Below are 12093 nucleotides of genomic sequence, written 5' to 3'. Positions count from 1 at the left end.
CCGGGCCTAGCGGGACATCGCCTGTTCGGCGAGGTTCTGGTTGACCGTGACGGTGTATTTGGATTGCAGGTCAGCAACGATCTGGTCGAGAATGTCGTCGCCGGCGGCATTGGCAATCTGGGCCGCCTGCTGATCTTCGTTGCTCAACGCATCTGTCGTCGGATTGTTGTTGACGTCGGTGACCTTCAGCAGGATCTGCGTCGTGTCGTCGGCGCCGATAGCATTGGCAGCCGTGTCTACCGGGCCGGAGAAGGCGGCAGCGACACTAGCACGGCCAAGAACCGGATCGTCCGTCGTGCGCGTAACGTCAGCCTTGCTCTCGACGGCGATGCCGAGCGGCGTGGCGATATCGGCAAGCGACTTGCCCTTCTGAGCTTCCTGCTTCAGCTCGACGGCCTTGGCGGCGAGCGCAATCTTCTGCTGCGCGGCAGTCCAGTCGACTACAGCCTTTTCATGCACTTCGGAAAGCGGGCGATCGCGGTCCGGTGTGATACCCAGGACATCGTACCAGACGTAACCATCGTTACCGACAGTCAAGGGCGCGGAATTGCTGCCCTGGTCCGCCTTGAAGGCTTCGCCGAGCAATTGCTGTCTGGCGGGCAGATCCTTGATCTCGTTGCCGTTCTGATCGAGCCCGCTCGCATCGACCGAATCAACCGTTATCGCCTTCAGGCTCAGTTGCTGAGCCGCTTCCGGCAACGACACGCCGGAGCCGCGCAGGTCCTCGAACTTGTCATGGATGCTGGTGATTTCACTTGAGGCATTGTTGAGCGCGATCTGCTTGCGGACATCTTCCTTGACGTCGTCGAAGTTCTTCGCGGTCTCGTCCTTGACGTTGGTCACGCGCAGGATCACCGGGCCGAAGGAACCGTCGACGACAGGCGTCGTGCCGCCTTCCTTGGTCACGGCAAAAGCGGCCTGGGAGAGTGTCTGATCCGGAACCTGGTCCTTGGTGAAGGTGCCGAGCAGCACGTCGGCCGGCTTCTTGCCCTGGTCGGTGACGAGCTGGTCGAATGTCGTTCCGGTCTTCAGCGCATCCAAGGCCGCATTTGCGAGATCCTTGTTGGCGAAGGTCAGCTGTTCGATCGTGCGGGTCGCCGGCGTCGTGAAGCTATCCTTGCGCTTCTCGAATTCGGCGCGAACGGCGTCATCGGTCACGCTTGCCGGATCGGCAACATCCTCGGCCTGCAGCTTCACATAGGCGATCTTGCGGTATTCGGGCGCGCGGTACTTCGACTTGACCCCATCGAACCATTTCGACAGCACATCTTCGGCCGGAGCCTTGATCGGATCGATATTGGCGTTGGTCAACAGCAGATAATCGATGCTGCGGCTTTCGGCGTGATATTGCTTGACGGCATCGACCAGCGTCTTCGGGGCGGTAAAGCCGTTGGAGACAGCTTCCACGATCTGGCTGCGGACCGCGACCTTGCTGCGCTCCTTGATGTAGTCGTCGGGATTGATGCTGCTGTTACGCAGCAGGCTCTCGAATTTCTGCCGATCGAAGGTGCCGTTCAGCGCCTTGAAGGCCGGATCATCGCCGATGAGCTGGGCGAGGCGATCCTGCGACAGACCGAGGTTCATATCGCTGGCGAGCTGATCGAGCGAGGCGCCGGCGACAAGCTGCGCGACGGTTTGCTGCGCGATGCCAAATGCGCGCGCCTGCTCAGGTGTGACCTGCATGCGCAGCTGCTGGCTGATGGCCTGGATCTGGCGGCGATAGGCAAGGCGGAACTCGTTGGTATCGATCTTCTGATCGCCGACGGTCACAACGGCATTGCTACTGCCGCCTCCAATGAGCGAACGCTCGATCCCCCATACGCTGAAGGCAGCAGCCAGGAGAAGCAACAAACCCTTGGCAACCCAGGTCTTGGCCAGTTTTCTCAACACATCGAACATCGGAAGGCAAACCTCGTCATCAATACCATCTTCACCCGCGGGCGAAGCAATCGGAGTTCCTTAGAGCAATCCGAAACGGAATTGAAGAGCTACCGAGGAAATCAACCGGGCCAAGCACGGAAGCTCCGGAACCTTTACCCAGGATTGACGTTGAATGACAAGGTAAACAAAAGGAGCCAATGATGGCCGAGACGAAATCCGCTTCCGCCCAATCAGCCTCAGCACAGGCGCACGCAGAAACCGCCGTCGATGACCTCGCCGTGCAGATCGCAGCGCTTCGGGAGGATTTAACGAAACTTTCCCATAGTGTGGCAGCAGTCGGGCAGGGTGCAAAGTCGGTCGTTACTGAAGAGGCTGAGGAAATAACCGAGCACCTGCGTGAAAGGGTCCGTCAGGAGCCAATCTTCATGGTTGCTGCTGCTGCCGGCATTGGTTACCTCCTAGGGCTGCTCAGCCGCCGCTAAGCCCACAAGATCCTTTAGATGTTGAGTCTATCAACCCGCAGGCTCGGAGCCTGCGGGTTGATATCCCATTTTTGACTTTTAAATCCTCGGTCGCGCGTTGCCTCATATCCCCCCTGTGACTGCGACATCTTTGCGACACCCCCTGCGACATTTTTGACAATCCGCCGATGATCGCGCCTCAACCTCTTGAATCGGGCGCCCACTTATTATACGTCACGGCATTATAAGGTTGCTTATGAATAGCAGGCTTCTCATATCATGCACACATCACCGACCCTCGGCTTTCTCCTCCATGACGTTGCCCGGCTTCTACGGAAGCGGTTCGAGCAGCGTGCGAAGGATTTGGGACTGACGCGCTCGCAATGGCAGACACTCGCCTATCTCTCGAACAACGAGGGCATCCATCAGGCAGGTCTTGCCGAAATGTTGGAGATCGAGCCGATCACGCTGGTGCGGATCCTCGACAAGCTGGCTGATCGCGGGTTGGTCGAACGTCGCCAGCATCCGAACGATCGTCGGAGCTGGATGCTCTATATGAGCGATGAAGCCCGGCCGTTACTCGACACCATGCGTGGTTTGGGCGACCAGACCCGCAGGGAGGCCCTCCAAGGTGTTCCTTTCGAAGAGCATGAGCGCCTTTATCAATTGCTTACCCTTATGAAATCGAACCTGGTCCAGGCCTGCCGTGCAACGGTGGGCGACAAAGAGACAAATCATGGCTGACGCATCCTCTCCGCTTCGCGTACCCGCAAACGTAAATTCCGCAATCGAGCAGAACCAAGCCGCAGTTGCGGAGGCACCGTCCTCCAATCCTGCACCCGCGCCGGCTGCGGCAGGTGCGGCGGTTCCGGCCGCAGCTCCTGAAAAACCGCGCAAGCGCCGCAGCCCGACGCGGCCGATTCTCTTCGCGCTGCTGCCAGTCGCGCTGGTTATCGGCGGCTATTATTACGTCACCGGCGGGCAGATCATGTCCACCGACAATGCCTATGTCCAGGCCGACATGGTCGGCGTTTCGACCGATGTTTCCGGCACGGTGATCTCGATCGACGTGCATGAAAACGAAGTGGTGAAGAAGGGACAGGTGCTTTTCCGCCTGAAGCCCGATTCGTTCCGCATTACGCTGGAAGGCGCGCAGGCCCAACTCGGCAATGCCCGCAACCAGATCCTGAACCTGCAGGCGAGCTACAAGCAATCTCTCGCAGAGATCGCCCAGGCGCAGGCCGATATTCCTTATTACCAGAATGAATACGAGCGCCAGCAGAACCTGATCAACAGCTCGGTCGCCTCCAAGGCTGCCTACGATCAGGCCAAGCACAATCTCGATGCGGCCCAGCAGAAGGTCTCCGTCGCCCAGGCACAGGCGGCAACCACGCTTGCCCAACTCGGCACCAATGCCGACCTGCCGGTCGAGCAGAACCCGCTTTACCTGCAGGCCAAGGCCGCTGTCGACAACGCGCAGCGCGAACTCGACGATACGGTCGTGCGTGCGCCCTTCGACGGCATCACCACCAATGTTCCCTCGCTGCAGGTCGGCGCCTATCTGACCGCCGCGCAGCAAGGCTTCTCGCTGGTTTCCACCACCAATATGTGGATCAACGCCAGCCCGAAGGAAACCGAACTGACCTATGTGAAGACTGGCCAGAAGGTGACGATCTCGGTCGATGCCTATCCAGGCGTCACCTGGAAAGGTACCGTCTCCAGCATCTCGCCGGCCTCGGGCGCGAGCTTCTCGCTGCTGCCGGCGCAGAATACCACGGGCAACTGGGTGAAGGTCGTGCAGCGCATCCCGATGATCATCAGCATCGACGATACGCAGGGCAAACCACCGCTGCGCGTCGGCATGAGCGTCGTCGCCGGTGTCGATACCGGCCATGCTCGCGGCCTGCCGGACTCCATCGCCAGCCTGTTGGGCCAATCCCACGGTCAGGATCATGAGTAACGCTGCCGCCACGTCCACTGCCGGCCCGATCGCCAATCGCGGCGCCATCACCGCCTGCGTCATTCTGGCGGTCATCATGCAGGCGCTGGACACCACCATCGCCAACGTCGCTCTCCCGCATATCCAGGGCGACGTTTCGGCCAGCGCCGACCAGATCAACTGGGTGCTGACCTCCTACATCGTCGCCGCCGCGATCATGACGCCGCCATCCGGCTTCCTGTCGGCCAAATTCGGCCGCAAGCGCGTGCTGCTGGTGGCGATCGCCGGCTTCGTCGTCGCCTCCGTGCTTTGCGGCCTGGCGCAATCTCTGAACCAGATCGTCGGCTTCCGCCTGTTGCAGGGGCTGTTCGGCGCAGCGCTCGTGCCGCTGTCGCAGGGCATTCTGCTTGATATCTACAATGTCGAGGAACGCGGCAAGGCCATGGCTCTGTTCGGCGTCTCGGTCATGGTTGGTCCTGTGCTCGGGCCTGTTATCGGCGGCTGGCTGACGGACAATATGAGCTGGCGCTGGGTGTTCTACATCAACGTGCCGATCGGCGCGCTCGCCTTCTTCGGCATCGTTGTCTATGTAACCGAAACCACGCGCGATGCGCTCGCCAAGCTCGACATATTCGGCTTCAGCATGCTGTCGATCGGCATCGCAGCCTTGCAGCTTTTCCTCGACCGTGGCGAACAGCTGGACTGGTTCTACTCCGGAGAGATCATCATCGAGGCGCTGGTTTGCGTCTCGGCCTTTTATCTCTTCCTGGTGCATATGTTCACGGCGGAAAAATCCTTCGTGAACCCGCGCTTGTTCCTAGATCAGAACTTCGCGGTGAGCATGCTGTTCATCTTCATCGTCGGTGTCACCTATCTCGCCTCGCTGGCGCTGATGACGCCCTATCTGCAGACGTTGATGGGCTATCCGGTCGTCACCGCCGGCATCGTCATGGGCCCACGCGGCCTCGGCACCATGTTCTGCATGTTCCTCGTGGGGCGGCTGATCGGCAAGGTCGATACGCGCTGGCTGCTCTTTATCGGCCTCGCGCTGACCGCCTGGGCGATGTACGACATGACCGGCTGGACGCCCGACGTCTCGCAATGGACGTTGATCTCGGTCGGTTTCGTGCAGGGCGCCGGTCTTGGCTTCCTCTTTGTGCCGCTGACAACGATCGCGTTTGCGACGCTCCCGGCACAGATGCGCGGCGAGGGGACCGGCCTCTACAATCTCTCGCGCAACATCGGCTCCAGCGTCGGCATATCCGTCGTCTCCATGCTGATCACCGAGAATACCCAGGTCAACCATTCGACGATCGCCGCCTATGTGACGCCGTTCAATCGTTATTTTGATGCGACGGTGGCGCAGGGCCTCAGCCCATTGACGGCCGTCGGCCGCGCCTCGCTCGACAGCATCATCACCACGCAGGCGACGATTATCGCCTATATGGACGATTTCAAGCTGCTGATGCTGATGTCGATCTTCGCCATGCCGCTGCTGATTCTTCTGCGCAAGCCAGCCGCGCCGCCAGTGGTCGATCACAGCGTTGCAATGGAATAGCCGCGCAGTCTTTCCAGTTTCACTGCGCGGTTACATGGCCGCCGGACACCACGCCGGCGGTCTTTTTTATCCTTGCGGGAAGCGACGACTGACAAAACGCGAGCCGACCGCGCCGAACCGCCAGAGAGGATCGACATTCCTACTGATTCCGATCCGTTTGCCCGCGACGACGGACAGTGGTTCAGCCAGAGAGAATTCAAAGGGCGCAGCATCCAATGCCCGGCCGTTCAGGCTGATGTCGATGCCCATCGCTTGCGTCAACTTCCCCGGCCCGCTGCAAAGTGCTGCAATGTCGGCAGTGCCGCGCCTGTGGATCATCTCCTCGATCCCGCTCTCCGGCTCGAGGGCTCGAATCAGCACGGCGCTCCCGGTCGTACAGACAAAATTCACGCACCAGTGAATGCCGTAGGATCGATAGACGTAGATACACCCAGCCGGGCCGAACATCGCCGCATTGCGCGCCGTCGGCCCACGAAAAGCATGGGACGCCTCATCATCCGGCCGATAGGCTTCCGTCTCCACGATACGCCCGCCAACGCCCGCAACGGTAAAGCGCGCGCCGATGAGATCGGACGCAACGACAACGGCGTCACGGGAAAAGAAGTCGGCGAGGGCGGGGCCGGCAAGCGGCGCTGGGCCGAGAGGCAGGGGCTGGTGCGTCATGGGTGAGGGCGATGTCTTTCCGGATGGTCGATGCTAGAAATTACTATCGCCCGATCGCTGAAACGCCTAGCCCAATCCCAACGTCCTCGATCTGGTCACGAATTGAACCCACACCGCCGCGCAACCGGTTGACGCTTCGGCCCGAATAGCTGTAAAGCCAGCCCACCACATTTTCTGAAGCGTCATGCTTCAGCGACAGGAAGAGTGTCCGAGTGGTTTAAGGAACCGGTCTTGAAAACCGGCGTGCGGGAGACCGTACCGTGGGTTCGAATCCCACCTCTTCCGCCATCTCTACCCTTGTCCACGGCATAACAGCGCTCGCGTTCACTCGCGAGATCGCACTTGATTGTCACCGCCGATCCTGTAGACACCACCGAAGAACGCGACTGCCGTCAACTTTAGGGCGGGGTCGGGCGGCCGATTGACGTCACGCTGCTGCCACGAGATTACGTGGCCGTTCTTTTTCTTCATGACACGAGACACTGATATGCCCATGGCTGTACGCCTTGGGCGATGTCACGCCAGCTGTCACGCGACATTCCTCACTCGCTCCTGTAGTTAGCCTCCAACGTTCGGGTTTGAGGGGCGGATTGATGTCGACTTCGATTTTGACTGCTTTGACAATATGTGCAGGCGCAATCACGGTGGCACTTATGGTGGCGCAGTTGCTTCACTGACCCTGGTGTCCAGTGGCCTGGCTATTGTCATATTTTTATTTAACTTTATCAATATCATAGGTAATTTCATCACGAATGAAGTGGCATGCATGACGAGGCCGGTGCGAAGGCTCCGGCCTCTCATTGGGCAGCCTCGCAGCCGGCCGACAAACCTCACTGCTCTGAGGATTGATCCCATAACCGGAGCAGTGCCAGACCAGCCGACACCAATGCCGCCATCATGGTCGCATAGCAGATCAGCGGCCAGGCGGTATCTCCGCCCAGCATGGTCGTTGCCAGGGTTCCCACCGTCCCGACGATCAGACTCTGGATGCAGAAATAGAAGGCGACGGCCGATCCGGCGATGTCATTGAAGCCGGCGAGAGCGCCGTTCGCCGAGACCGATGCGGTGAGGACGATGCCGGCCGCCATAACCCACATCGGCACGATGAAGCTTGCGAAGGATGGCGAGCCGAAGACTTCGCCCAGTCCGAGAAGAATAGCGCTGCATAGCAGCAAGCCCATGCCGCGCGCCGCACTTCCGGCAATGCCCCATCGTGCGACAAACGCCTTGGCGAAGCGGGTCACCACAATCATGACGACCGCGACGGTCGCGAAGGTGATGCTGAACCGGATCTCGGAATAGCCGGCCCGGTCAATAAGGACGCGTGGCGCCGTCGAGAAAAACACGAAGAAGGTGCCCATGGCGGCGCTGAAGGCCAATGTATAGGTCCAGAACGGCAGGCTGGAAAAGATCGGCATTACCGATCGGCGCTGCATTGTCTGGCTCCCGGGCCTCGTCTCGTGCCATCGAAACGCTGCATTCAGCATGGCCGGCACCGACAATGCCGCCAGGACGACGAAGATGGCTCGCCAACCGAAATGATCCGCAATCAGCGCTCCCGCAATAGGCCCGAGCGCCGGCACGAAAGCCAGCATCGAACTGAACAGGCCATAGATGACAACGCCTTCGGGACGATCCGCATAGATGTCCCGGACCGTGGCGAAGGTCGCGACGAGTGCGGCCGAGGCTCCGACTGCCTGTAGCAGGCGGAACGTGACGAAGGGGATGGCGGTCGACGACGAGGCCGCGCCCAACGAGGCGATCGCGAAGAGAAGAGTGCCGGCGAGCAATACCGGGCGACGCCCGATGCGATCCGAGATCGGCCCGAACAGGACCTGCCCAACGCCGAGCATGACCATATAAAGGCTGAGCGTGAGCTGGATTACGAATGGATTTGTGCCGAGGATTGCGGGCATTGCCGGAACGACGGGGAGATAGATATCCATCGCCAGGGAGGCGAGAATGTCGAAGGGCGCCATCAGCAGCAGGGCTGCCGGCAGCGTGTGGCCCCAGATGGGGCGGTTGATAGTCATGAGATCATATCCGCTCGAATGAGAAATATCCGGCGGCGTTCGCTTGTCAGCAACTGGCTGGGTCAGGTTCGACAGAACGCCGCAACAACGAAATGCGTTGTTGCGGCCTACTTATCTGACGACTTGGCGGCTCCCATGCCGATGCTCCACACGATGAAATGGTTGATGCGGGCATTTTTACCCGACCGATCTCGGCTTGACAATATCCATCGCCCGGAGCCGAGAGCAGGGGCGGGAAGGGCTGCGGCGGTATTTACGCCGCAGCCTCGGTATCAGGCCGGCTTATACCTTGCCGCCGTTTTTCTTGCACTGGCTGCGGAACTTGGCACGTTCTTTTCCATGGAGCCCCTTTGCATCCGCCTGTGTGGAACAGGCTTTGGAAACTTCCGATTGCACCGGTTTCGTCGCCTTTGGCTTGGCGACCGTTCCTGCTGAATTCGTGGTGGTTGCAGGCGCCATGGTCGTAGTGGATGGCGTGGTCGTGGTAGTAGACGGCGTCGTAGCCGTCTGTGCCATTGCGCCGGTGCCGATGAGGGCCACAATAGCCGCAGCGGTGAACGTCCTAACAAATCGCATGGTCATTTCCTCCGTTGATGCATCTGATGAAATGCATGGCCCCCCGGCAGGCGGAATTTGGATCATCACCCAGGCAAAAGCAAGGCAACCCGCTCCTGGTCGAATACGGCGAATATTCACCGCATTGAGTAAAAGCCTGACGCCGCGCGGTTATCTCGTTCACGAGATCATCGGCGCCCCAACGCCTGGGCTTTCCTCCTCGAGCCGGCACGCCCTTGACGGGCATCTAATTTAACTATTGATTAACCATAACATTTGGAATTGTCCGTATCCGCTCAAATCGGAACGCAAATTCGACAACATGCAATCATGATTAAAGTACCGTTAGGTGGTTGGGGCGTAGCAGGTATCAACATGAGGGATATGCTGGTGCATGCCTCGGTCCTGGTAATTTGTTAAGCGGCGTGGGACAGATGAAATTCGATAATCGTGCGACGACATACGCGACAGGTCTGCGTTGGTTTGCTCTCTCTTTGATGTGCGCCACCGTTACCGCTTGCGGAACCTCGCAGCAGGTTGCAACGAAGCGTCAGCACGGCAAGGAATATTTCTCCGAGAAGGAATATGGCGTCAAGGCGAGCCCGCGGGTTGTGGCCAACGGGCCGGTTCCCAAGGGTGGCGGCCGGTTCCTTGTCGGCAATCCCTATCAGGTCAAGGGCAAGTGGTATTACCCCAAGGAAGACTATAGCTATAACAAGATGGGCATTGCCTCCTGGTACGGCTCGGCTTTCCACGGCCGCCTGACCGCCAATGGCGAAGTCTATGATCAGCAGGCACTGACCGCTGCGCATCCGACGTTTCCGCTGCCGAGCTATGCGCGCGTGACAAATGTCGAAACCGGTTCCTCCATCATCGTGCGCGTCAACGATCGCGGCCCTTACCATCCGGGCCGTATCATCGATCTCTCCAACAAAACGGCGCAACTGCTCGATTTGCAGCACAGTGGTACCGGCGATGTGCGCGTGCAGTATGTCGGCCGCGCCCGCATGGACGGTCATGACGATCCCTATCTGATGGCCTCCTATATTCCCAAGGGATCGCGCCTGCCGAGCATCAATCCTGGCGGCCAGATCGCAACGGGCGTGATGGTTGCCTCGAACGGCGCAATGACCGCCGATCAGCTACCCCAGTCGGATAGCTACGCCCGCAAGAGCCGTGAACAGCGCAACTTCAACACCACGCCGACGCTGGCGCCGATACCGCGATCCTCGCCGAATTCTGCTGTCGCCTTTGCCGGCTCCACCCCAACGACCCCGAATAGCGGCAAGCAGAACAATCCGCCGCCGATGACCTGGAATGGCGGCGCGGCTCCGTCCGTTGATCCTGTCGAGCCGACGCTTGTCGTCCTGCCCATGATCGGACCCATTCCTTATGAGCGTCCGGACTTCTCGCCGGGCATGGCCAGCCTTACGACCCCGTCGCTCGCCTCCATGGTTGCCGCATATCAGGATGCGCCGGTCAAGACGGTTTATGTCAACCTCGCTTTCGATGCGGTCATGGTCCGTAATGACGGGTTGACGCAGCAGTCGATCCTCTCCGCCTATCACCGCCAGCATCAAGGCCAGACGCAAGTCGATTGATTGGCGTGATTGCCTGAATCTTCACCCCTGGCTAATATGTTCGGGGGTGGTCGCATTGGGGAGCCGACATGCTAAGACGCCTTATTTTCGCGTTTTTCTTTCTTGTCGGAGTTGGATGCCTGCCGGCGATGGCCCAGCAAGCGGCGTCTCCCGCTTTCGACACCAAGGCCACCCAAGCCTTCATGGTGGAAGCCTCAACCGGCACGATCCTGCTTGCCAAGAACGCGGATCAACAGATTTCACCGGCATCGCTTGCCAAGCTGATGACGCTTGATGTCATCTCTGATGCAATCAAGCGCGGGGAGATCTCGCTCGATACCGAATATCCGGTGTCCGAAAATGCCTGGCGTACCGGCGGGGCGCCGTCACGCACATCGACCATGTTCGCCGCGCTGAAATCACGCGTGCGCGTTGGCGATCTGATCCAGGGCATCGCGGTGCAGCAGGCCAATGATAGCTGCATCATCCTCGCAGAGGGGATCTCGATCAGCGAAAAGGAATTTGCACGACGCATGACGGCGCGTGCGCGCGAGATCGGCATGCCGAGGGCTGTGTTCAGCAATTCCACCGGCCTGCCGGATGCCGACGATCCGAATGGCGGCGGCAAGATATCCGTGCGCGAACTGGTGACCCTGGCGCAAGACCTGCAGCAGAATCATGCGGACTTCTATAGGTACCTCGGCCAACCTGATTTCACCTGGAACAAGATCTTCCAGCGCAATCGTAATCCGCTGCTGCCGCTGAACATCGGCGTCGATGGTCTGGGCCTCGGCTTTGCGGACGGCGAGGGCTATTCGATCGTCGCTTCCATCCAGCGTGACGGCAAGCGCCTGTTCCTGGCGCTCGGCGGTTTGAAGACGGACAAGGAACGCACCGAGGAAAGCCGCCGTGTACTGGAATGGGGCCTCAGCAACTTCAAAAGCCAGCGCATCTTCGCCGACGGCGAAGTGATCGGCAATGCCAGCGTCTACGGCGGAGCGCAATCCACGGTCGGGCTGCTCGCCAAAATGCCTGTCGATGTCTATGTGGCAAACGACAATCCCGATCGCCTGTCGGCCCGCATCGTCTACCATTGGCCACTGACGGCGCCCGTGACAGCCGGCTATGAAGCGGGAACACTCCGCGTCTTTTCCGGGGCGCGCCTGCTACGCGAACTGCCTCTCTACACCAAAGATCCGGTCGCTCAGGGAACGCTTGGCCGCCGCGCTTTGGATGCTCTCGTGGAGTTAACAGAAACGCTGTTGTTTTCCTGGCTTTGGGACACGCCGACGCCGACCTGATCGCTTCCCGCCTCGCGAAATCCCTGTTCACAGCCTATATAGAATGTCCGAGCTGGTGGTTTCACCCGGCTACGTCTTGGGTTAAACAGAACAGAGATCGCGCAGCGGCAAAAGAGCGTAAA

General features: G+C 59.7%; 10 protein-coding genes and 1 tRNA gene. 7 read left to right on the top strand and 4 right to left on the bottom strand.

The genetic code is table 11. The features are described 5' to 3' along the window. Positions 1-6: 6 nt before the first annotated feature. Positions 7-1899 (bottom strand): peptidylprolyl isomerase, encoded by a 1893-nt coding sequence (locus tag HB780_RS15825; RefSeq protein ID WP_183693378.1) that lies wholly within the window; start codon positions 1897-1899, stop codon positions 7-9. A gap of 182 nt (positions 1900-2081) precedes the next feature. On the opposite strand from HB780_RS15825, the gene HB780_RS15820 reads away from it, so the two are divergent. From HB780_RS15820 to HB780_RS15805, 4 genes are all read left to right on the top strand, one after another. Beyond that, entirely contained in the window at positions 2082-2363 is a 282-nt protein-coding gene (locus HB780_RS15820) for a DUF883 family protein (RefSeq protein WP_183697153.1), read from the top strand. Between the two features lie 258 nt (positions 2364-2621). Continuing rightward, positions 2622-3086: a MarR family winged helix-turn-helix transcriptional regulator gene (locus HB780_RS15815; RefSeq protein WP_183693374.1), complete on the top strand. Its 465-nt coding sequence runs from the start codon at positions 2622-2624 to the stop codon at positions 3084-3086. After that, a complete protein-coding gene (locus HB780_RS15810) occupies positions 3079-4302 on the top strand; it encodes an HlyD family secretion protein (protein WP_183693371.1) in 1224 nt (407 codons plus the stop codon). Before HB780_RS15815 ends, HB780_RS15810 begins: the two co-directional genes overlap by 8 nt. Next, positions 4295-5839: a DHA2 family efflux MFS transporter permease subunit gene (locus HB780_RS15805; RefSeq protein ID WP_183693369.1), complete on the top strand. Its 1545-nt coding sequence runs from the start codon at positions 4295-4297 to the stop codon at positions 5837-5839. The genes HB780_RS15810 and HB780_RS15805 overlap by 8 nt, the downstream gene beginning before the upstream one ends. A 66-nt stretch (positions 5840-5905) precedes the next feature. On the opposite strand, the gene HB780_RS15800 is transcribed toward HB780_RS15805, so the two are convergent. Continuing rightward, positions 5906-6502: a DNA-3-methyladenine glycosylase gene (locus HB780_RS15800; protein ID WP_183693366.1), complete on the bottom strand. Its 597-nt coding sequence runs from the start codon at positions 6500-6502 to the stop codon at positions 5906-5908. Positions 6503-6700: 198 nt separating this feature from the next. On the opposite strand from HB780_RS15800, the gene HB780_RS15795 reads away from it, so the two are divergent. Beyond that, positions 6701-6790 (top strand) — tRNA-Ser (locus HB780_RS15795). Between the two features lie 542 nt (positions 6791-7332). Here the strand turns inward: HB780_RS15795 and cml are convergent. Both cml and HB780_RS15785 read right to left on the bottom strand, forming a co-directional pair. Next, the gene (gene cml, locus HB780_RS15790; protein WP_183693363.1) at positions 7333-8535 is read right to left on the bottom strand and encodes a CmlA/FloR family chloramphenicol efflux MFS transporter; all 1203 of its coding nucleotides are present in this window, start codon (positions 8533-8535) and stop codon (positions 7333-7335) included. 282 nt (positions 8536-8817) lie between these two features. Next, on the bottom strand, positions 8818-9111 hold the full coding sequence (locus tag HB780_RS15785; protein ID WP_183693362.1) for a PsiF family protein: 294 nt from the start codon (positions 9109-9111) through the stop codon (positions 8818-8820). Positions 9112-9524: 413 nt separating this feature from the next. Here HB780_RS15785 and HB780_RS15780 point away from each other — a divergent pair, with 413 nt between their 5' ends. Beyond that, positions 9525-10691: a septal ring lytic transglycosylase RlpA family protein gene (locus HB780_RS15780; protein ID WP_183693359.1), complete on the top strand. Its 1167-nt coding sequence runs from the start codon at positions 9525-9527 to the stop codon at positions 10689-10691. A gap of 68 nt (positions 10692-10759) precedes the next feature. After that, complete coding sequence (locus tag HB780_RS15775; RefSeq protein WP_183693356.1) at positions 10760-11971, top strand: D-alanyl-D-alanine carboxypeptidase family protein; 1212 nt, start codon at positions 10760-10762, stop codon at positions 11969-11971. The last annotated feature ends 122 nt before the right edge of the window (positions 11972-12093 follow it).

Origin of the sequence: Rhizobium lusitanum, assembly GCF_014189535.1 — a bacterium.
Lineage (GTDB): Bacteria > Pseudomonadota > Alphaproteobacteria > Rhizobiales > Rhizobiaceae > Rhizobium > Rhizobium lusitanum_C.
This window is presented reverse-complemented; position numbering and strand designations above follow the sequence as displayed.

Excerpts from the sequence above, each read along its gene's own strand:
- HB780_RS15825 (WP_183693378.1), bottom strand. The coding sequence starts at position 1,899 with ATGTTCGATGTGTTGAGAAAACTGGCCAAGACCTGGGTTGCCAAGGGT.
- HB780_RS15820 (WP_183697153.1), top strand. The coding sequence starts at position 2,082 with ATGGCCGAGACGAAATCCGCTTCCGCCCAATCAGCCTCAGCACAGGCG.
- HB780_RS15815 (WP_183693374.1), top strand. The coding sequence starts at position 2,622 with ATGCACACATCACCGACCCTCGGCTTTCTCCTCCATGACGTTGCCCGG.
- HB780_RS15810 (WP_183693371.1), top strand. The coding sequence starts at position 3,079 with ATGGCTGACGCATCCTCTCCGCTTCGCGTACCCGCAAACGTAAATTCC.
- HB780_RS15805 (WP_183693369.1), top strand. The coding sequence starts at position 4,295 with ATGAGTAACGCTGCCGCCACGTCCACTGCCGGCCCGATCGCCAATCGC.
- HB780_RS15800 (WP_183693366.1), bottom strand. The coding sequence starts at position 6,502 with ATGACGCACCAGCCCCTGCCTCTCGGCCCAGCGCCGCTTGCCGGCCCC.
- cml (WP_183693363.1), bottom strand. The coding sequence starts at position 8,535 with ATGACTATCAACCGCCCCATCTGGGGCCACACGCTGCCGGCAGCCCTG.
- HB780_RS15785 (WP_183693362.1), bottom strand. The coding sequence starts at position 9,111 with ATGCGATTTGTTAGGACGTTCACCGCTGCGGCTATTGTGGCCCTCATC.
- HB780_RS15780 (WP_183693359.1), top strand. The coding sequence starts at position 9,525 with ATGAAATTCGATAATCGTGCGACGACATACGCGACAGGTCTGCGTTGG.
- HB780_RS15775 (WP_183693356.1), top strand. The coding sequence starts at position 10,760 with ATGCTAAGACGCCTTATTTTCGCGTTTTTCTTTCTTGTCGGAGTTGGA.